The following is a 17,554-nucleotide window of genomic DNA, read 5'->3' as shown; positions in this document are numbered from 1 at the left end:
TGCCGTCCGTGGAAGGGCGAGGGGTGCGTCATGCTATGAATTCTCCCTGCAGCCGGAAGTTCCCAAAGACCGCCAACCGGAGGCAAGGGCAAGATGGGATGGCGGCGCTGCACAATTTTATTCGCGATGGCGCATATAGGGAAAGGATCCGGATATCGAAAACCGGTAGCTGGATACCGGTTGGAGGGGTAGGCCGGTGCAAGCCGGCTCTAGCTATCCGTCTGATCGGCTTCGCGCGTCATCTCGATCATCGTCGGGCGGAAGCCCATGGCGGCAAAGAGGCTGCGGGCGGTCTCGTTGCGGTAGGCGGTCGAGAGCACGAAGCGTTCGGCGCCGAGGGATTTCAATCCGGCCATCGCCGCTTCCAGCAGCATCCTCCCGACGCCTTCGCGGCGGCGTGCCGAATCGACGAAGAGATCGTGGATGACGCCCGCCGGCCCGCGCAGCGACATGTAGTCGAAGCCCTGCAGCTCCGCATAGGCATAGCCGAGCAGCGCGCCGTCGTCCTCGGCGACGATGACGACGACTTCGGGCCGGGTGAACTGGCTCTTGAGGAACTGCCCGTATCGCAACGGCGTGCTTTTGGCCGCTTCGATGAAGCGCCTGGCATCCAGTTCGTGATGCATCGCGACCAGCAGGGCGCCGAAGCCGCCGAGGGTTTCCATGTCGCCTGATGTGGCGGGGCGGATCTGGACTGCATGTTCGACCGGCTTCGTCGGCATAGGTGTGATTCCAATGGGCTTTCGATCAGCGATCCTGACGACATTGCGGCTGGTTGCAAGGCCATATCCGGCGTGGGTGGCGAAGCTTGGGGCTGGCCGGCAGTGTTATCCAAGGGGGCGCCACAGCGCGATAGCCGCATGTCAGAGCTTCCGGCCGCTCGGAAGATCGCCCGCCAGCACCCGGCCGAATTAAAATTCTATCGCCAAATCAGCCGCTTGCCGAAAAAACTTTCAGGTGATTCGAAGTTTTTCCGCCTATCTCTGTTGCCAAATTTAAAATTGACCGTATATTACGCTCATCGACCATTGCTTGTGACGTCGTTGAAGAGCCAGCGTGCTCTCGCCAGATTTCCTTCCAAATAATCGACCCAAGCCCGCAGGGTATCGCGGGAATTTCAACGGTTGCTTTGAAAGGAGATCGTTATGAATACAGGTACAGTCAAGTGGTTCAATGCCACCAAGGGTTTCGGTTTTATCCAGCCGGATAACGGCGGCGCCGACGTTTTCGTCCATATTTCTGCAGTTGAACGCGCAGGCCTGCGCGCGCTGGCAGACGGACAGAAGGTCAACTACGACATCGTGCAGGACCGCCGCTCGGGCAAGAGCTCTGCCGACAACCTCCGGACTGCCTAAGAACTTGTCACGACTTCGCGCGACCACGGATGTACTGGCGCGCGGAGACGATGACTGAGGCCAGGCACTGGCCAGGGAAGGTCGGGAGCAGTCCCGGCCTTTAATTTTTTGTTTCATGAGGGTAGAACGACATGGCCTATCGTCGTTATCGGCCGGGTGATACCATCATGCTCAAGCATGGCGTTCTCGGCAACAGACAGCCCTCGGGTTCCGGCAACGTTCTATCCGTCCTGCCGGCCGCGCAGGGCTTCGTTCATTACCGCGTGCGGTTCCAGAATGAAGATTTCGAGCGCAGCATCCGTCAGGATGATATAGACGTGCTCGCATCGCCCTCGTCGCCCTTGCCTTCCGAAGCGCGGGCGGCTACCGAGAGTCCGAAATCGAGCTGGATCAATTCGAATTCGATCCGCATCAGGAAATAACAGCAGCAACGCTGATTAAGGAGAAAACTTGCAGGTACTCGTCCGAGACAACAATGTCGACCAAGCCCTCCGCGTGCTGAAAAAGAAGCTGCAGCGCGAAGGTGTGTTCCGCGAAATGAAGGAACGCAGCGCCTATGAAAAGCCGTCGGAAAAGCGCGCCCGCGAAAAGGGCGAAGCCATCCGCCGCGCCCGCAAGCTCGCCCGCAAGCAGGCGCAGCGCGAAGGCCTGCTGCCGGCACCGAAGAAGAAGGTGATGCCGGCCCGCGGCGCCCGCTGATCTTTTCCCGGTCTCCCGTTCCATCGCCAAGGAGGAAGCCATGACCGAGACGAAAGACACGTTCTTCAAGCCCGAAAAGCTCTCGCCGCAGGCGAAGGCCGAGCAGACAACGTCTGTCGCCAAGGGCATCCTCGAAAGCGAAGCTGCCGCCCGGCAGAAGAAGACGGAAAAGCTGCGCGCGCTGAGGCTCGCCCAGCCGGCGCCCGAGGCGCCGGCAAAGAAGACCAGGGCGAAGAAGGGGTAGGGGCCTTTTGGGGCCTCGCCTTGATTTGGTTTTGACATGATTGATATTTTGAGGCGGTGCTCCTTGGGGCGTCGCCTTATTGCGTTGTGCCGTGAGGCACCCCCGCTCGGGGGAGCAGGTAGCTGATATGCCCGGCTCGTGGGGGGCAGCGATCGTCGTGCAGGCCACATTTCCAAAGCGGTCACGGAAAGGCCGGGGTTTCAAAGCCCCGGCCTTTTAAACGATGGCGGCCCTTTGCGGGTATCAATGGAACGTAACTGCTCGCTCCGGCACGGCGATCTCTTCTTCTGCGAGGCCGCTGAGGGCGACGACCACCTCGTCAATGGACCAGCCGACGCTCAGAGCATGGTCGATCAGCTGGTGAAAGTCGGTTTCGAGGTAGTCCTTGCAATCGTCAAGACGATCTGCCGTAATAATGATCGTGCGTGAATTCAGGATTTTGGTCATGGCCTTATCCTTTTCTGGAAACATAACCGGCGTGACCGGTTATAGTTCCCACTCCGCAGCACGTTGTTGGGTGAATACTTGCGGCTTGCGAATGATTTCCTGGTCTCGGGAACGGGTAACTTACCGGCGCCTGAAGCCGAAACGCACGTGGCTGTAACGTCGCAACCCGAATCCAATACTCGGAGCACACCAGAAGGCAGCGATCAGATAAGCGATCGCCGTCACGCCCAGGCATTCGCTTTCACCAGTCACGCAGGTGGGTGCGACTACAATCGTATGAAGACATAGCGCGCCTGCGGCCAATGAAAAAACTGCTACAGCAATGGGTAGCCAGAAGCTTTTGCTGCGCCCGATGGCCAGAGCTGCGATGAAGACCGCGATGAAGGGGAGGGATGCAATCCAGAACAGGGTCATCGGTTTCTTGGGACAAATTTGTCACGCGAAACCTATCCCGATTTGCCAAGACTGCAAATGATCGATCTGCCGAGGCCTCAACATGCTCACTGTCAGGGTCTTTTCAGGTCCGGACCGGCTACATGCTGGACAGTATCGACCGGCGACATGGTCGACAAGTCATAGTGTGTCGGCGCGAGGGTTTCGGATGCCATGCACCGCCGCGGAGAGTGACCGTTCAAACACCTTCGTAGACAAGGCGGGTGAAGAGCGCCGGCGAGATCGCCCAGTTCCCGAAGATGGGATCCCATTCCGCCGTGGGCTTGGCGGCGACTGTGTCGTCGGCGCTGCGACCGTCCTTCTTCAGCTTGGCGACGTTTTCCCTGGCTCCGACGAGCATGTCCCGCCACGCGACGAGATCCTTCTTGCCTGCGATCTCTCCATGCCCAGGGATGACGATCGTCTCATCATCCACCATCTTGACGTTCGCCTCGGCGGCCTGAATCTGCCCGTCGATGCTGCCACCCGTTGAATAGTCGATGAAGGGATAGACGCCGTTCCAGAAGGTGTCGCCCATCTGGACGATGTTGGCTTCCTGGAAAAAGACGGAGATGTCACTGTCAGTATGAGCGGGGCCATAGTATTTCAGCGTGATCGTCTGGCCATTGTGCTTCAGTGTCTCCTCGTCTGACTTCATAACCATTGTCGGCAGCGCCCCCTTCGGTGACGGAGGGAAGTCGAAGTTCCAGTCCTCGACGCGGGTCGCGACAGCCAGGTGCTTGAGCGAGTTCGGGTGGGCAGTGATCATGGCGCCCTCCGAATTGAGCCACTCGTTTCCATCGGTGTGGTCGAAATGCCAGTGCGAATTGATGAGGTGCTTGATCGGCTGTTGACCGAGGTCGGCCAGAGCTTTCTCGATCCTGGGACGGGAAGCTGTGAGCCCCGCGTCGACGAGCAGCTTCCCGTCGTCGCCGATAAGGACGCCGATGTTGCCTCCAGAACCGGAAAGCGCGCTGATCCCGCCGCGAAGCGTGGTGGTCTTGATCTCCGCTGCGGCCGCCGCCTCGCGGAACTGGATGACGACACTCTTCGCTGCGGCGAATACCTCTGCCGGCGTCAGCCATCCCCCGGAGGCGGCAAACGTTGCCCCACCGAGGCAGCAGAGGCAGAAACCACGTCGTGACAGGGCATAATCGTGCTTGTTCATTTCCGGCTCCATCAGTGTGGACAGTCTCGTTAAAGAGAGTGCCACCACGCAGGGAGGCGTGCGTGGTGGCTGGACCTCGATCTAGTTTCGGCGGAGCTTCCGATCGAGGAAATCGTGGATCAGAGACGCCATCTCGGGCAGCTTGTTTGCTACGCCTCAAGAAGCTCCAGGACGAGTTAATTGTCGTAAGACGGCGTGAATTTGGGTGAGGAGATCTCCGGAGTTGCGCGAGCTAACGCCGCCGGCCAGCCTTCTCGGCGAGCCCTTCGCGTCCGGGCGGTTTCTCGCAATGGCAGTAAACGCTGGCGGCGGCTCGCATCCTTGAGGCATAGGCGCTGCCGGCGGAGTCTGCTTCGTTTCGGAGGTGCCGAAGGGGCGACCTTGCTCGACTATGACAAAGGCGAAAGCCTCGCCTCAAATGTGACCCGGGTCGAGCCATGGGTCTCGACCCGTCCTTCGGCCCCCCACAAGGGGTTGGGGAGGGGTCTTAACGCACCAATCAGCGCCATCCACACCTCACCCAGATGCGTTCAGTTCCTGACCTCGAAGATCATGTTGAACGGCGTCTCGCTCGCGCGGCGGAAGTGGTGGTAACCGGCGTCGAGCGCCACCTTGCGCAGCTTCATCTCGCCCGCCTGCGCGCCGAGCCCGAGGCCGACTTCCTGGGCCATGGAGGCGGGTGTGCAGATCATCGCCGAGGCGCCGTAATAGACGCGGCCGACGGGGTTGAGATTGTCCTTCAGCCCATCATGGGCGAAGGGCTCGACGATCATCCAGGTGCCGTCCTTGGCCATGGTCTCGCGGATATGCCGGCCGGCGCCGACAGGGTCGCCCATGTCGTGCAGGCAGTCGAACATGGCGACGAGATCGTAGTTGCCGGCCGGGAATTCCTTGGCTGTGGCCTTGTCGAAGGTTACCCGGTCGTCGACACCTGCCTCCTTTGCGGCCCGTTTGGCGCGCTCGATCGAGGGGCCGTGATAGTCGAAGCCGTGGAAATGCGATTTCGGGAAGGCCTTGGCCATGAGAATGGTCGAGGCGCCGTGGCCGCAGCCGACATCGGCGACTTCCGCCCCGCGCTCCAGCTTTTCCTTGACGCCCTTCAGCGAGTGAATCCATTCCTCGACGAGATGGCTGTTATAGCCGGGCCGGAAGAAGCGCTCCGTGCCGCGGAAGAGGCAGGTGCTGTGTTCATGCCAGCCAAGGCCCTTGCCGCTACGGAAGGCCTCTTCCACCTTCGGCTCGTCCATCCACATGGACTGCACGATTTCGAAGGCGCCGCCGAAGAAGGCGGGGCTGTCTTCATTGGCGAAAACCAGCGCCTGTTCGGGCGTCATGGCGAACTTGTTCGAGGCTTCGTGGTAGGTGATATAATCGGCAGCCGCCATGGCGGCGAGCCATTCGCGCACGTTGCGTTCCGCAAGGCTGGTCGTTTCCGCCAGCTCCATCGATGAGCGCGGCCGCCCGTCCATCATCGCCCTGAACAGGCCGAGATGATCGCCGAGCACGACGAGAACGCCCGATACGCCGGCGCCGAGATCGCCGACCAGGCGACCGACGAGTGCATCGACTTTCTGCATGTCAGGTTGGTTCATATCGGATTTCTGCTTTTCGGATTTCTGCATGGCACCCTCCTCAAGATGCGCCCGCCCCGGTCCGATGACCTGCCCGAGATTCTATGCAGGAGGGGCTGCCAGTCAATGCTGCATTCGGGTTAGGTGACGGCTCGAATGCGCCGATCATTGATCCTGCTCAAATCCTTCGCACGGTGCTTGCTCTACCATGTTTGGATCAGCGGGCAGCCCTCGGCGGGTTCGAAGGGCGCCCCGAAACCCTGACGGGAGGAGCATTCCATGACGATGACTTCATTTCTGCGTCCGGCCGCGCTCGCCGCTCTTGTTACGATCGCCACGACTGCCGGCGCCGCCGCGCAAACGACGCCGCCTGCCGGAGGCGAGGGCTCACAGGGGCAGCCGGGCCAGTGGGGCACGATGTGGCCGGGCATGATGGGACGCATGATGGGCCAGGGTGGCGGACCCGGCATGATGTGGCCCGGCATGATGGGGCAGGACTCGGACATGATGGGACAGCAGATGATGGGCCGGGGCGTCTGCGCCGGCTATATGGGCGGCATGCCGATGGCCATGCGCGGGCGGATGATGAAGGTCATGTTCGCCGTTGCCGACACGAACGGTGACGGCGGCCTTTCCTTCGATGAAGTGATGTCCGTCCACAAGCGGATTTTCGATATCGTCGATGCCAACAAGGACGGCAAGGTCACGCCGGAAGAGGTTCAGGGTTTCATGGCGCCCTGACCGCCGCGTCGCTGCGACTGCAATCCCGCAGCGGTCTTCCGGCCGCTGCGGCCGGGTGCTGTTTCAGCGGCCGGAACAGCGTCGCCGGCCCGGAAATTGAGTGCCACGCCGCCCTTTCCGCGGTATAATGTTCGGCTGCAATATGGACGGAGGTGAAGCCAATGAAGAGGCTCGCAATCATTACCCTGTCCCTGGCGACGGCGCTGACAAGCGCTCCGCCGGCCGTGGCGTTTCCCACCATTGTCGCCCCTGATGTCGAGGCGCTGCAGGTGCAGCCGGTGCGTTACCGTGGCGGTTATCACGGCGGCTATCGCGGTGGATACCATCACCACAATGGCGGTAACGGCTGGGGTTGGGCGCTCGGGGGCCTCGCCGCAGGCGCGATCATCGGCGGAATGCTGGCGCAGCCCGGATATTATGGCTCCGGCTATTACGATCGGGGCTATTACGGCTCGACCTATTATGGTCCGTACTACTACGGCTCGACGCGATATTACGCGCCACGCTACTACGCGCCACGCTATTACGGCCGAGCCTACTACGGCGGCGACGCACATACGCGCTGGTGCTATGCGCGTTACCGGTCCTACAGGGCTTACGACGACACGTTCCAGCCCTATCATGGTCCACGACGGGCGTGCGTCTCGCCTTACTATTGATGGCCCGTATGGAGTCGCTGGCGCCACCCCATCGCCTTGGCTTGTCGCGCCTTACGGAAGTTCGATTTCGCCCTCCACCACGTGGTGAAGGGCAGCGCCTTCCGCCGTCAGCGTCATGCGAACCTTCAGCCTTTTGCCGCCGATCTGCCCGTCGCGCACCGTTTCCTCGATCTTGCGCTGCGAGGTCACGCCGACTTCCTTCAGGAACTTGCGGATCGACATGTTGAAAGCGTCTTCGCTCATGGTGGAATCCCCCTGTCTCCAGAGGGGATTGTAGGTGAAGGCGTGCGGTCAGGAAAGCCGGATGGAGCGCGGGTGCCAGGAATCGGCCCGAGCCGCGAAATCGGCTGGTTTTGCTGTAATGCAGGACTCGCTGTCATAAAACTGAAGGAGTTTAATTGCTAGTGATTTGCAATTGCAAATCAGGAACGCATTTATGAACAAGTCCGGATCGGAAAGGGTGATATTGCTGCCCCTGATCGTCCTCTCGATCGCCCAGCTGATCGGGTGGGGCGCGGTCAGTTTCCCGGCGGTCGTCAGCCGGGACATGGCGGCGGATCTCAAAATCGATATATCGACGGTCTTTGCGGGGACCACCGTTTTCTACGTTACGATGGGTGCCTGCGCGCCGTTCCTCTCGCGGCTTTTTACCAGCATCGGGGCGCGCCCTGTGATGATCGCCGGAACGATCATGTCGGCCTTCGGCCTGACGCTGGTGTCACTGTCGCATTCGCCCATCAGCTATTTCCTGGGCTGGCTGGTTCTGGGTGCTGCAGGAAGCGCCAGCCTAACCACGCCGGCGCATATCCTTCTCAACGAGATCGCCGGGCGGAAAGCCGCACGCGCGATTGGGGGCCTGGCACTGGTTTCGGGCCTGTTCGGCACGGTATTCTGGCCTCTGACGTCCTTCCTGTCGCAGGACATCGGCTGGCGCGGCACGTGCCAAGCCTATGCGGCGGTCATGATCGTGGTCTGCCTGCCGCTCTACGTCTTCGGCCTGCCGCGCAGGAACAAGGCCGCGGTGGAGATCACGGCGGCGACATATCGGCGTTCGGCAAAAGCCCATGACCGGACCTTTTATCTCATCGTCGCGGCCATCGCGCTCAACGCGTTCATCACATTCGGCTTCAGCTCCATTATGATCGAGCTCCTGAAGGCCGAGGGCCTGAACCCGGCGCAGGCGCTCGCTTACGGCTCCGCCCTCGGCATCGTGCAGATCTTCGCCCGGGGGCTGAATATCGTCGGAGAAAAACGGTGGGACGGCGTGACGATCGGTGTCGCCTCATCGGCAATCCTGTGCCTATCGCTGATCATTCTCCAGGTCGCCCAGGGCTCGGCGACGGCCATCGCCATCTTCCTGGTTCTCTATGGCGTCAGCAGCGGGGCGCTTGCCGTCGCAAGGTCAACCATTCCGCTTGTCTTCTATGACAAGGGAGAGTTCGCAAAGGCGCTCTCGCGGATCGCCCTGCCATTGAACTGGATCTCGGCGATCTCTCCTCCGGTCCTGATCTCCCTGATGACCAGTCTCGGCAGCAGGGCGGTACTGATGCTGTGCCTGCTTTGCTCCTGCAGCGCCATCCTCGTCCTGCTTTTGCTCAGAAGCCGTCGCCCGATGAGCGAAGCGGCCGTGACCTCGTAAGGGTCGTCAATCCGTGAGGCAGGGATCGGGTGGTGAGCGGCCTGTCCGTTTCCCTGATACCGGAAAGGGCAGGCCGCCGTCCGGGCGCTATTTCAGCGGCAGGAACAATTCCACAACGACCTCATGGACCGGCACATCAGGGGAGAAGGAAAAATGCCGCTGGCAATAGATCGGGAAATCGCGCGCTTCCTCGCCGCTGGCCGGCAGCCAGTCCCGATAGAGGTAGAGGGCTGCGGGCTCCAGATTGTGGGTATCGTTGGTAACGCGGATGACCGCGCAGCGCCCGCCGGGGATCACGCCTGATTTCATCGCCTCGTCATCGGCATCGATCGGCCGATCCGTCCCGACACACAGGTCCATGCTGTAATCGGCGGGGTTCGCAGGCATCCTCGGGGAACGGAAGATGTTGAAGGTTGGGCTCGTCTCGGGTGACAGGCCGGCGGCCTTGCGCCAGGCGATGAACCGCTCGATGGTGGCGCCGAGCATCGCCCGGTCGCCCCGATGTTCCAGGATCGCCACCGGTGTCAGCGGCACATCGCGGATCGTCACGTCGTCTTCTTCATAGATTATCTGCATCAGCTTGCTCCTTGCGTTTTCGAGAGGCCTGAAGGCCGCAAGCCACGGAACCCAGTCGGGAGACTTCCGGAACGACGAAGGCGATTGCCCGAACCGTTGCCGAAAGGCGCGGGCGAAGGCATCGGGTGCATCGTAACCGGCATCCATCGCGATCTCGGTGACGCTCCGGTCGTCCTCTGCGGCCAGCCGGTGCGAAGCGCGCTTCAAACGGGCAAGCTGGACATAGCGATGTACCGACAAGCCGAAGGTTGCCGAGAACTGCCGGTGAAAGTGGAACTTCGAGAAGGCTGCGATGCTGCTCAGCGCGTCGAGGTCCAGATCGTCGTCCAGATGCCGGTCTATGTGATCCAGCACCCGCTGCATCCGGGCGTGGTAGTTTCGAAGCGCCGCCTTCATCGTTTCCTGTCCTCCGTGGCGGCACCAACTAAACGCGGGCAGACATGACGCGCTCGACCGATCTTGCTCTTTTGTCAGGGGGCAGGGGATCGTTTCATGCGTGATCGGTGTCGTAGCGCAGGCGGTTATCCCTGATGTTTTCCGTATGCGCAGCCGCCCAGTCGGCGAGGTGGCGCACGGTTTCCGACAGGGAGAGCCCGAGCGGGGTCAGTGTGTATTCGACCTGCGGCGGCGTGCTGGGGTGAACGGTTCTTGCGATCATGCCGTCTCTCTCCAGCGTCTTCAGCGTCCGCGTCAACATCTGCTGCGAAATGCCGGCGACCTGCCGCTTGAGGCCATTGAAGCGCAGCGCACCCAGCCGAAGCGCGACGACGACCTGGATCGTCCACTTGTCGCCGACGCGGCTCAGGATCTCGCTGACGCCCTTGCAGTCTGCCGCTGTCGGCCTGGCGGTCACATCCATCTGACCAGCTCCCAAAGATATGCTTTTGACGGATAATTCTAGGTCCCATAAATGGCCGTGGTCAACATTCCAGACCTTGTCTTCGAAGAGATGGGTCTGCCACCAGGAGACCAACATGAACCTCATCTACTATCCGGGCGCCTGCAGTCTGGCCGATCATATCGCGCTCATCGAGACCGGGCTTTCCTATCGTCTCATCAGCATCGACCATGGCAAGAAGACGGAGGACGGCCGCGATTTCCTGTCGATCAATCCCAAGGGCTACATTCCGACGCTCGAACTGGAGGACGGAACGATCCTGACGGAGAACCAGGTCATCCTGACCTATATCGCCGAGACGAGCGGCAAGCTCTTGGCCAAAGACGGCATCGTTCGCTGGCGGGCGCTCGAGGCGCTCGCCTTCATGTCGTCCGAGATCCATTCGCGGTACCAGCCCTTCTTCAGGAATTTCCCGGAGCCCGAGAAGGAGCGTGCCCGCGAAAGGCTCGCGCAGGCCTTTGCAATCCTTGCCGACCAGATGGGCGATAAGAAATTCCTCGTCAGCGACGAGATGACGATTGCCGATTGCTACCTGTTCTGGGTGCTGATGGCCGCACCCAGGAGCGGCGTCGACCTGCCGGAGGCACTGCGCAGGTTCTTCGAGCACATGCGGGCGCGGCCCTGCGTGATCAGGGCATTGGCAGAGGAGGGGCTGGGCTGATCGGATGGCCGGGGTAAACTGACCGCGCACGTTCCCTGGCGCGGGAGTCAATGGCTTTCAGGCTTTCGCCTGTTCATAGGCCATGAACAGATCGGTCACGAGAACGCCGTTGATCCGCATTCCAGTCAAATCGGCATCCTTGATGTCCGAATCTGCCAACGTGACGCCGCTTATGGTCAGTCGCGACAGGTTTGCATTCGTGATGGCCGCTCCAGACAGATTGACGTTATTGAAGCGCGCGTCTGCAAGGGTGATATCGTCAAAAACCGCTTCGCTTAAATTGGTGTCGGTGAATCTTGCCTTGGTCAAAACAGCGTAAAACCGTGCGTCCGCGAGGTTTACGCCATCGAAATTGGCGCCTGACATATCGGCGCGCTCGTAATGCGCTCCCTGCATCTGAGGGCCATCAAAATGGTTGTGTTCCTGGCAATCGCTCATTGCTGTACCCTCCGGTTGATGATTGTGACCTGGAGAATGCCAGATTGCGCCATCATTTGCGACCGTCGAATCTGAAATAGAAACGAGCCTACGCCAATTCTGGCCGCCGTTCGTCGCAAGTCACAAAAGTCGGTCGCGAAAACACGGCATCATCTTGAGGTCGCGGACTGAATGTGCCGGCGACCTGCGCCGCATTGTGGTCAATCCCAGCTTGAAGTTATCCGGCAAACCTTTAGTTTATACGATAATAATCGCGGGAACATTCAGGCAATGACTGGGAAATCCGTTCATTCGTTCGAGATATTCGAAGAAGCAGCCTGCGATGCGGGAATCTATACTTGGGACATTGTCAGGAACCTCGTCTTCGCAGACAGCGCGCTCGCCGAGCTTTTCGGCCTCGACCCTGCCGCCACGGTGCGCGGCCTGCCGCTGGAGGACTATCTTGCGCGTGTCCATCCCGATGACCGGCCGCAACTGGCAAAGAAGATCTCGGAAGTGCTCGTTGCCGATATCGCACAACAGAGCACCTATCGCGTAGAGGGCAGGGACGGGCGGTACCGGATGGTCGCCGCCTTCGGCCGGGCCTTTCGCGATCACGGCGGATCGCCCATCCTCTATTCCGGCATCGTCGTGCCGGTGGCAGAGCAGGAGGACGTGGGGCCGTTCGCGCATTAGGATGCTCCAGCCGCGGGGCGACATTCACCCCGTCCCCATGCAGATCGTCATCCACGGGGCTACATCGGCAGACTGATCCCGACGCGGAATGCGATGCGCTAGGCTCCGACAGGTCGGCATTGCGCCGCCATGGTTATTCTGAAACTCTGGGGTGCTGGCAACCGTCGAGCGCTCATTAGCCATTTTCCGTTTCTGGGCGTTTTTTTTCGAGCTCCAGACCCCATGTCGTATATGCGCCCTTGCGCATCATTGGTTGTGCACTAAGTTTTTGCTTCGGCCGATTGATGGGGCTGGCGTAGGCCCTGAATTGCTCAGGAAATCACGCTGGCAAGATGCCGGGGGGCAAAGGATCGATGATGGGCAGAGAAATGGCTGGGTTGTTGTCCGCGACGGACTGGTCGCAGACCAGTCTCGGTCCGATGGACCAATGGCCGAACTGCCTGAAATCTGCCGTCGATATCATGCTTCCCGCGCAGGCCGAGATCGTCCTGTTCTGGGGCAGGGATTTCGTGGCGCTCTATAACGATGCCTATGCGCCGACGATCGGCGACAAGCATCCACGGGCCTTCGGCCGGCCGGCGCGGGAAAACTGGAGCGAGCTTTGGGACGATCTCGAGCCTCTTCTGAGCCGTGTTCTCGATGGCGGAGAAACTGTCGTCGCCAAGGACCGCCCCTTCTACCTGGAGCGATATGGCGTTCCGGAAACCGTCTATTTCGACATTTCCTATTCGCCGGTCCGTGACGAGCAGGGGCAGATTCGAGGCGTTCTCTGCATCGTCAACGAGACGACCGACAGAGTCCGCAGCGAAGCTGCGTTGCGCGAGAGCGAGCAACGCCTGCGAGCGATTTATACCCAGTCGGCTGCCGGCATCGCACAGGCCGATCTAAGCGGGCGGATTCTCAGCGTGAACCAGCGTTTATGCGAGCTTATCGGTTATTCCGCCGAAGAGCTCGTGGGTATGACAATAAAGGACATCACGTTCGAGGACGACCGCGCCGAAAATCTGCGGCGCTACCAGCACATGGTCGAGACCGGCGAGAGCTTCGATATCGAAAAGCGTTATGTCCGGAAGGATGGCGAACTCCTCTGGGTGGCAAACTCGGTCTTTCCCATCCGGGACGAAACGGGCCGGATCAAGCAGGCTGCCGCGATCATCGTCGACATAACCGAGCGCAGACGGGTGCGCGAGGTGGAAGCCCATCTGGCATCGATGATCGCGTCTTCGAACGATGCGATCATGGGCATCGATCTCGACATGAAGATCACGAGTTGGAATGCGGCAGCAAAGAAGCTCTACGGCTATGACGAAGCCGAGGCGATCGGGCAATCCGTGCTTATGCTGGTCCCCGATGACCGCAAGCATGAGGAGCCTGCCATTCTCGGGCGGATCGCTGCCGGCCTGATCGTTGAGCCCTATGAGACGGTCAGAGTGCGGAAGGACGGGGGGCTGGTGGATGTTCTCCTCAGCGTTTCGCCCATTTTCGACAGTGCGGGACGCGCCGTCGGCGCCTCGAAAATGGCACATGACATTTCGGCTCGCAAGGAGGCGGAGCGCCTTCAGGCGATGCTCGTCGGCGAGCTTAACCACAGGGTCAAGAATGTGCTCGCAACCGTCAGTGCGATAGCGCGGCAGACGTTCGGGCGGAGCGAGGCGAACCAGGCCGACGTCGAGACCTTCGGCGCGCGCCTGGCATCTCTCGGCCGCGCCCATGATCTGCTGACCCACGGCGGGTGGCAGCAAGCGGATTTACGCTCGGTGGTCGAGCAGGCGCTTTCGCCCTTCGCGTCCGAGAAATTCGAGGTGACGGGAGGTTCCGTCCTGCTGCCCGCCAAGGCAGTCGTGGCTTTTTCACTGGCGCTTCACGAGCTTGCGACAAATGCCGCGAAGTATGGCGCTCTTTCCGTGCCGGACGGACGGGTTTCGATCGCGTGGGAGCAGGATGACTCCGGGCTGAGGTTCCGCTGGATGGAAAGAGGCGGACCGACGGTGCGCCCTCCCGCCAGGAAGGGCTTCGGTTCGCTTTTGATCGAGCGCCTGCTCGCCTCCGAACTGAATGGCCAGTCGGTCATTTCCTATAACGCGGATGGCGTCGTCTGCGAGATTTCCGCAGATTCTTCATTCAACGCAGCGAATTCCTGAGCTCAGCCGGCCGCTACGGCTCGATGCCGACGTCGAGCAGGTCGATCGAGACAGCGACCCGATCGAGGATGGGCCGGTTGTCCGGACCGGTTGCGTAAACCCTGCGCTTCGTCGGGATCATCAGACCGGCGAAACTCCTGACGTCGCTTGCATAGTTGGCGCTCCTGGTGCCGCCCATGATGTCGACGCTGTAGTCATGGCGCCGCAGCAGACCGTCCGCATTGAAATAGAAGGTCTGCACGGTGGAATGGCTGGGGATGGTTGACGGGAAGGTTACCTGCAGCCGGCGCCAGATTTCATCCTCTTCCTGCCACGGCTCGATCTCCTCCGTCCTGAAACCGGGAAGCGTGAAGAGGAACGGCGTCGTCAGATAGGTCCACATGGCATAGCCGGTGAAATAGATCAGATGCTGCCGGTCCCAGGGCGTGGTGATCGTATGCCCTTCGAAGAAGGAGCGCGGCGCGAGGCGTTGCTCGATGACGTCGCCGCTGTCCGCAACGACAGCCGTTCGCTCCGGCTCCCAGACGCAATGCTGCCCTTTCTCCAGGAAGGGCGTGAATTCGGTGTGCGGACGACGGGTGGAGATGGACGTGTGGATGTCGGCATAGACATCCGGCCAGCCCTTCACATGCCAGACCGCGCCGCCAACTTTGATATGCGCATGCAATTGCTCGATCTGCTGCCAGCGTTGCAGGCCGCCATGCGCTTCGATTGCGAGATCCAATAGGTCGGTCAATCCAAGACCCTCCTGTTCGTGATGATCATAAAGGTTTAATTTTGAAACCTATCGACATCTATCTCCAATTGGTTTAACTTTGCAACCATTATTTGGATGAAAGGCGAGACAATGAAGGGCAGGCGAACTGACATGGGGAACGCCCAGTGCGGGATCGCTCGGTCTCTGCAAGCGGTCGGAGATTGGTGGTCGCTCCTCATCATCAGGGAGGCTTTCAAGGGGCTTCGACGGTTTTCCGAATTCCAGAAGAGCCTCGGGCTCGCAAAGAACATCCTGTCGGTTCGCCTGCGAAAGCTCGTGGAGGAGGGGATATTTACCGTGGAGCCGGACCCCGACTCCGCACTCAGCCATCTCTATCTTCTGACGCCGAAAGGCTACGAGCTGAGTGTGGTCCTCGTTGCTCTCTGGCAATGGGGGGAGGAGCATTGCTTTGCGGAGGGTGAACTGAACTATGCAATCGTGGACAGCCTGAACGGGCAACCCTTGCAGAAGCTTCAGCTTGCGGCCGGGGATGGCCGACCCCTGGGACCCCGGCAGTTTCGTATTGAAGCGCTCCCGTCCAACTGATGGGGATGACGAGCCTCGGATAAGCGACGAACGTTTTCGTATCGCTTCATTCGGGTTCCCGTCATCCCCGCTCACATCAGCCTGCGTTATTACAGCGCCGCGCGTCGCGCAAAGGACGCTGTAACACTTTGAGTTTCTGCATAATTTTGTCCTTAAATCGATTCCGATTTAAGGAATTATGCGGCAGGCACCGGCGTATTGAGGAGCTGCTGTTCCCAGAGATAGGCGATGCCGCTGCCGGCGAAGTGCTGGATGAGAATCTCGGTCAGCTCCTCGACATGCTCGGTGCGCGCCCAATCGCGTTGCCATTCGCCAGCGAGCGCCATCACGGTCATCGGGTTCGCGCCGGCCGCGATCATTCGCTGGACGGCGACTTCGTGAGACTCCTTCGAAACTCCGCCCGACGCGTCGGTGATCACGGTCACGTCCCAGCCTTCGCCGGCGGCCTGGATGACCGGCATTGCGACGCAGACCTCGGTCCACAGGCCGGCGATAATCAGCTGCTTGCGGCCGGTCGCCTTGACGACGTTTACCACATTCTCGTCCTGCCAGGTGTTCACCCAGGTGCGATCGATGACATCCTGGTCCGGAAATACGTCGGTGATCTGCTTGAAGAGAAGTCCACCGCGCGCCGCGATCACGCTGGTGAGAATGGTCGGAACATTGAAGGCTTTTGCCAGCTTCGCCAGCGCGGTCGTATTGTTGACCACAGCTTGCGGATCGTGGCTGTTCAGGTTTGCGAGCTGGTAGGGCTGGTGGTCGATCAGAACGAGGACGGAATCTTCGGGACGAAGAAGCGAGGCAAGGCCATTACGAAAGGTCATGAATAGATCCTCTGCTGCCGTTTTGTGTGTGAGTTCGGTTTGGATCGATGTCTCGAAACCAGGGCAGACATGCGCTGACAGCGGCGCCGCCTGCGAAACGCACACTGTCATTGCCGCTTTCGATACGGTAGCCTGCAACGGTGCCAAGCTGTGTCGCAAAATGGGGAACGCTGAATTGGAAATCGAAGATCTCAGGACATTCGTGGAAGTTGCCGATGCCGGGGGTGTTTCGCCCGCCGCGCGGCGGCTCGGCATCTCCAAGTCGATGGTCAGCCGGCGGCTCATCCGGCTCGAAGCCGAACTCGGCGTCCAGCTTCTGGCACGGACGACACGCGGCGCGGCGCTCACGGAAGCGGGGATCACCTTTCGGGACCATGCGGCAAGGATCGGTGCGGAGATCGACGCGGCCAGGGAAACGATCCTGCCTTCCGGTGACCTGCGCGGCAGGCTGCGTGTTGCCGTGCCGCTGTCCTTCGGCCCCAGCCACTTCGCACACGTGCTGGCGCAGATGGCGCAACGCCATCCTGAACTGCATATCCATGCCTCCTACAGCGATCGCTTCGTCGATCTCATCGCCGAGGGTTTCGATTGCGCGATCCGGGTCGGCTATCTGCCGGATTCCAACATGGTCGCAAGACGCATCGGCCCGCTCTACGGAAAGCTGGTCGCAAGTCCGGACTATATCAGGAGGCATGGCGCCCCCGAGACGCCGGAGGATCTCGCCGGCCATGAGGCCCTCATGCAGGGAACGGAACCCTGGCAATTCCTCGACGGAGACGAGATCGTCACGGTTCATCCGCGGGGACGCTTCAAGGCCGACAACGCGCTCGCTCTTGCGGCCGCCGCCCTGGCGGGGCTCGGCATAGCCTGGATCCCCGAAGGCGTAACGCATGAGTATATCGCTTCCGGCGCGCTGGTGCCGGTCATGACCCGCTATCCGCCACCGCCGGCGGGCATCTATCTCGTCCGCCCGGCGGGGCCGCATCCCGCACGGAAGATCCGCGTCCTCACGGAGATGCTGATCGATTGTTTCGTGGAGGCTCCGCCGCCTTTGGGCGGGGGGCGCTGAGGCAATGATGGCCG

General features: G+C 60.7%; 23 protein-coding genes. 12 read left to right on the top strand and 11 right to left on the bottom strand.

Annotated features, from left to right (window positions below; translation table 11 throughout):
* Positions 1 to 209: 209 nt before the first annotated feature.
* Positions 210 to 722, bottom strand: coding sequence for a GNAT family N-acetyltransferase (locus KQ933_RS09915; protein WP_216758611.1), 513 nt, complete (start codon positions 720 to 722; stop codon positions 210 to 212).
* Positions 723 to 1,145: 423 nt separating this feature from the next.
* On the opposite strand from KQ933_RS09915, the gene KQ933_RS09910 reads away from it, so the two are divergent.
* The 4 genes from KQ933_RS09910 to KQ933_RS09895 all read left to right on the top strand — a co-directional run bounded on the left by KQ933_RS09910 (position 1,146) and on the right by KQ933_RS09895 (position 2,298).
* Entirely contained in the window at positions 1,146 to 1,355 is a 210-nt protein-coding gene (locus KQ933_RS09910; protein WP_216758610.1) for a cold-shock protein, read from the top strand.
* Between the two features lie 131 nt (positions 1,356 to 1,486).
* Entirely contained in the window at positions 1,487 to 1,777 is a 291-nt protein-coding gene (locus tag KQ933_RS09905; protein WP_216758609.1) for a cold-shock protein, read from the top strand.
* Positions 1,778 to 1,805: 28 nt separating this feature from the next.
* Positions 1,806 to 2,054 (top strand): 30S ribosomal protein S21, encoded by a 249-nt coding sequence (rpsU, locus tag KQ933_RS09900; RefSeq protein ID WP_216758608.1) that lies wholly within the window; start codon positions 1,806 to 1,808, stop codon positions 2,052 to 2,054.
* A 40-nt stretch (positions 2,055 to 2,094) separates the two neighbouring features.
* Positions 2,095 to 2,298, top strand: coding sequence for a hypothetical protein (locus KQ933_RS09895; protein ID WP_216758607.1), 204 nt, complete (start codon positions 2,095 to 2,097; stop codon positions 2,296 to 2,298).
* 243 nt (positions 2,299 to 2,541) lie between these two features.
* Here the strand turns inward: KQ933_RS09895 and KQ933_RS09890 are convergent, their stop codons facing one another.
* The 4 genes from KQ933_RS09890 to KQ933_RS09875 all read right to left on the bottom strand — a co-directional run bounded on the left by KQ933_RS09890 (position 2,542) and on the right by KQ933_RS09875 (position 5,937).
* Positions 2,542 to 2,745: a hypothetical protein gene (locus tag KQ933_RS09890; RefSeq protein WP_216758606.1), complete on the bottom strand. Its 204-nt coding sequence runs from the start codon at positions 2,743 to 2,745 to the stop codon at positions 2,542 to 2,544.
* Between the two features lie 120 nt (positions 2,746 to 2,865).
* Positions 2,866 to 3,159: a hypothetical protein gene (locus KQ933_RS09885; protein WP_216758605.1), complete on the bottom strand. Its 294-nt coding sequence runs from the start codon at positions 3,157 to 3,159 to the stop codon at positions 2,866 to 2,868.
* Positions 3,160 to 3,376: 217 nt separating this feature from the next.
* Positions 3,377 to 4,345, bottom strand: coding sequence for an MBL fold metallo-hydrolase (locus tag KQ933_RS09880; protein ID WP_216758604.1), 969 nt, complete (start codon positions 4,343 to 4,345; stop codon positions 3,377 to 3,379).
* Between the two features lie 530 nt (positions 4,346 to 4,875).
* Entirely contained in the window at positions 4,876 to 5,937 is a 1,062-nt protein-coding gene (locus KQ933_RS09875) for a class I SAM-dependent methyltransferase (protein WP_216758868.1), read from the bottom strand.
* Between the two features lie 258 nt (positions 5,938 to 6,195).
* Between KQ933_RS09875 and KQ933_RS09870 the strand changes: the two genes are divergently transcribed.
* Together KQ933_RS09870 and KQ933_RS09865 are read left to right on the top strand one after the other, a co-directional pair.
* The gene (locus KQ933_RS09870) at positions 6,196 to 6,657 is read left to right on the top strand and encodes an EF-hand domain-containing protein (protein ID WP_216758603.1); all 462 of its coding nucleotides are present in this window, start codon (positions 6,196 to 6,198) and stop codon (positions 6,655 to 6,657) included.
* A 161-nt stretch (positions 6,658 to 6,818) separates the two neighbouring features.
* Entirely contained in the window at positions 6,819 to 7,316 is a 498-nt protein-coding gene (locus KQ933_RS09865) for a BA14K family protein (RefSeq protein WP_216758602.1), read from the top strand.
* 51 nt (positions 7,317 to 7,367) lie between these two features.
* On the opposite strand, the gene KQ933_RS09860 is transcribed toward KQ933_RS09865, so the two are convergent.
* Positions 7,368 to 7,559 carry a DUF6494 family protein gene (locus KQ933_RS09860; protein WP_183824247.1) on the bottom strand — a complete coding sequence of 64 codons (192 nt, stop codon included), beginning with the start codon at positions 7,557 to 7,559 and terminating at the stop codon, positions 7,368 to 7,370.
* A gap of 193 nt (positions 7,560 to 7,752) precedes the next feature.
* Here KQ933_RS09860 and KQ933_RS09855 point away from each other — a divergent pair, with 193 nt between their 5' ends.
* Complete coding sequence (locus KQ933_RS09855; protein WP_216758601.1) at positions 7,753 to 8,955, top strand: MFS transporter; 1,203 nt, start codon at positions 7,753 to 7,755, stop codon at positions 8,953 to 8,955.
* An 87-nt stretch (positions 8,956 to 9,042) separates the two neighbouring features.
* Here KQ933_RS09855 and KQ933_RS09850 read toward each other — a convergent pair whose 3' ends face one another.
* Positions 9,043 to 9,927 carry a GyrI-like domain-containing protein gene (locus KQ933_RS09850; RefSeq protein WP_216758600.1) on the bottom strand — a complete coding sequence of 295 codons (885 nt, stop codon included), beginning with the start codon at positions 9,925 to 9,927 and terminating at the stop codon, positions 9,043 to 9,045.
* A 94-nt stretch (positions 9,928 to 10,021) separates the two neighbouring features.
* Entirely contained in the window at positions 10,022 to 10,390 is a 369-nt protein-coding gene (locus tag KQ933_RS09845; protein WP_216758599.1) for a helix-turn-helix domain-containing protein, read from the bottom strand.
* A gap of 115 nt (positions 10,391 to 10,505) precedes the next feature.
* Here KQ933_RS09845 and KQ933_RS09840 point away from each other — a divergent pair, with 115 nt between their 5' ends.
* On the top strand, positions 10,506 to 11,090 hold the full coding sequence (locus KQ933_RS09840) for a glutathione binding-like protein (protein ID WP_216758598.1): 585 nt from the start codon (positions 10,506 to 10,508) through the stop codon (positions 11,088 to 11,090).
* A 57-nt stretch (positions 11,091 to 11,147) separates the two neighbouring features.
* On the opposite strand, the gene KQ933_RS09835 is transcribed toward KQ933_RS09840, so the two are convergent.
* The gene (locus KQ933_RS09835; protein ID WP_216758597.1) at positions 11,148 to 11,528 is read right to left on the bottom strand and encodes a pentapeptide repeat-containing protein; all 381 of its coding nucleotides are present in this window, start codon (positions 11,526 to 11,528) and stop codon (positions 11,148 to 11,150) included.
* 270 nt (positions 11,529 to 11,798) lie between these two features.
* On the opposite strand from KQ933_RS09835, the gene KQ933_RS09830 reads away from it, so the two are divergent.
* Both KQ933_RS09830 and KQ933_RS09825 read left to right on the top strand, forming a co-directional pair.
* Positions 11,799 to 12,203, top strand: coding sequence for a PAS domain-containing protein (locus tag KQ933_RS09830; protein ID WP_216758596.1), 405 nt, complete (start codon positions 11,799 to 11,801; stop codon positions 12,201 to 12,203).
* A 368-nt stretch (positions 12,204 to 12,571) separates the two neighbouring features.
* Positions 12,572 to 14,344 carry a PAS domain S-box protein gene (locus tag KQ933_RS09825; RefSeq protein ID WP_216758595.1) on the top strand — a complete coding sequence of 591 codons (1,773 nt, stop codon included), beginning with the start codon at positions 12,572 to 12,574 and terminating at the stop codon, positions 14,342 to 14,344.
* A gap of 13 nt (positions 14,345 to 14,357) precedes the next feature.
* Here the strand turns inward: KQ933_RS09825 and KQ933_RS09820 are convergent, their stop codons facing one another.
* Positions 14,358 to 15,080: a hypothetical protein gene (locus KQ933_RS09820; RefSeq protein ID WP_216758594.1), complete on the bottom strand. Its 723-nt coding sequence runs from the start codon at positions 15,078 to 15,080 to the stop codon at positions 14,358 to 14,360.
* A gap of 111 nt (positions 15,081 to 15,191) precedes the next feature.
* Here KQ933_RS09820 and KQ933_RS09815 point away from each other — a divergent pair, with 111 nt between their 5' ends.
* Positions 15,192 to 15,647: a helix-turn-helix domain-containing protein gene (locus KQ933_RS09815; protein WP_216758593.1), complete on the top strand. Its 456-nt coding sequence runs from the start codon at positions 15,192 to 15,194 to the stop codon at positions 15,645 to 15,647.
* A 176-nt stretch (positions 15,648 to 15,823) separates the two neighbouring features.
* On the opposite strand, the gene KQ933_RS09810 is transcribed toward KQ933_RS09815, so the two are convergent.
* Positions 15,824 to 16,471, bottom strand: coding sequence for a hydrolase (locus tag KQ933_RS09810; protein ID WP_216758592.1), 648 nt, complete (start codon positions 16,469 to 16,471; stop codon positions 15,824 to 15,826).
* A 175-nt stretch (positions 16,472 to 16,646) separates the two neighbouring features.
* Between KQ933_RS09810 and KQ933_RS09805 the strand changes: the two genes are divergently transcribed.
* The gene (locus KQ933_RS09805; RefSeq protein WP_216758591.1) at positions 16,647 to 17,540 is read left to right on the top strand and encodes a LysR family transcriptional regulator; all 894 of its coding nucleotides are present in this window, start codon (positions 16,647 to 16,649) and stop codon (positions 17,538 to 17,540) included.
* Positions 17,541 to 17,554: the final 14 nt, after the last annotated feature.

Source organism: Rhizobium sp. WYJ-E13, assembly GCF_018987265.1.
Lineage (GTDB): Bacteria > Pseudomonadota > Alphaproteobacteria > Rhizobiales > Rhizobiaceae > Rhizobium.
This window is presented reverse-complemented; position numbering and strand designations above follow the sequence as displayed.

Coding starts and splice junctions, on each gene's coding strand:
- KQ933_RS09915 (WP_216758611.1), bottom strand. CDS start 722: ATGCCGACGAAGCCGGTCGAACATGCAGTCCAGATCCGCCCCGCCACA.
- KQ933_RS09910 (WP_216758610.1), top strand. CDS start 1,146: ATGAATACAGGTACAGTCAAGTGGTTCAATGCCACCAAGGGTTTCGGT.
- KQ933_RS09905 (WP_216758609.1), top strand. CDS start 1,487: ATGGCCTATCGTCGTTATCGGCCGGGTGATACCATCATGCTCAAGCAT.
- KQ933_RS09895 (WP_216758607.1), top strand. CDS start 2,095: ATGACCGAGACGAAAGACACGTTCTTCAAGCCCGAAAAGCTCTCGCCG.
- KQ933_RS09890 (WP_216758606.1), bottom strand. CDS start 2,745: ATGACCAAAATCCTGAATTCACGCACGATCATTATTACGGCAGATCGT.
- KQ933_RS09885 (WP_216758605.1), bottom strand. CDS start 3,159: ATGACCCTGTTCTGGATTGCATCCCTCCCCTTCATCGCGGTCTTCATC.
- KQ933_RS09880 (WP_216758604.1), bottom strand. CDS start 4,345: ATGAACAAGCACGATTATGCCCTGTCACGACGTGGTTTCTGCCTCTGC.
- KQ933_RS09875 (WP_216758868.1), bottom strand. CDS start 5,937: ATGAACCAACCTGACATGCAGAAAGTCGATGCACTCGTCGGTCGCCTG.
- KQ933_RS09870 (WP_216758603.1), top strand. CDS start 6,196: ATGACGATGACTTCATTTCTGCGTCCGGCCGCGCTCGCCGCTCTTGTT.
- KQ933_RS09865 (WP_216758602.1), top strand. CDS start 6,819: ATGAAGAGGCTCGCAATCATTACCCTGTCCCTGGCGACGGCGCTGACA.
- KQ933_RS09860 (WP_183824247.1), bottom strand. CDS start 7,559: ATGAGCGAAGACGCTTTCAACATGTCGATCCGCAAGTTCCTGAAGGAA.
- KQ933_RS09855 (WP_216758601.1), top strand. CDS start 7,753: ATGAACAAGTCCGGATCGGAAAGGGTGATATTGCTGCCCCTGATCGTC.
- KQ933_RS09850 (WP_216758600.1), bottom strand. CDS start 9,927: ATGAAGGCGGCGCTTCGAAACTACCACGCCCGGATGCAGCGGGTGCTG.
- KQ933_RS09845 (WP_216758599.1), bottom strand. CDS start 10,390: ATGGATGTGACCGCCAGGCCGACAGCGGCAGACTGCAAGGGCGTCAGC.
- KQ933_RS09840 (WP_216758598.1), top strand. CDS start 10,506: ATGAACCTCATCTACTATCCGGGCGCCTGCAGTCTGGCCGATCATATC.
- KQ933_RS09835 (WP_216758597.1), bottom strand. CDS start 11,528: ATGAGCGATTGCCAGGAACACAACCATTTTGATGGCCCTCAGATGCAG.
- KQ933_RS09830 (WP_216758596.1), top strand. CDS start 11,799: ATGACTGGGAAATCCGTTCATTCGTTCGAGATATTCGAAGAAGCAGCC.
- KQ933_RS09825 (WP_216758595.1), top strand. CDS start 12,572: ATGGCTGGGTTGTTGTCCGCGACGGACTGGTCGCAGACCAGTCTCGGT.
- KQ933_RS09815 (WP_216758593.1), top strand. CDS start 15,192: ATGAAGGGCAGGCGAACTGACATGGGGAACGCCCAGTGCGGGATCGCT.
- KQ933_RS09810 (WP_216758592.1), bottom strand. CDS start 16,471: ATGACCTTTCGTAATGGCCTTGCCTCGCTTCTTCGTCCCGAAGATTCC.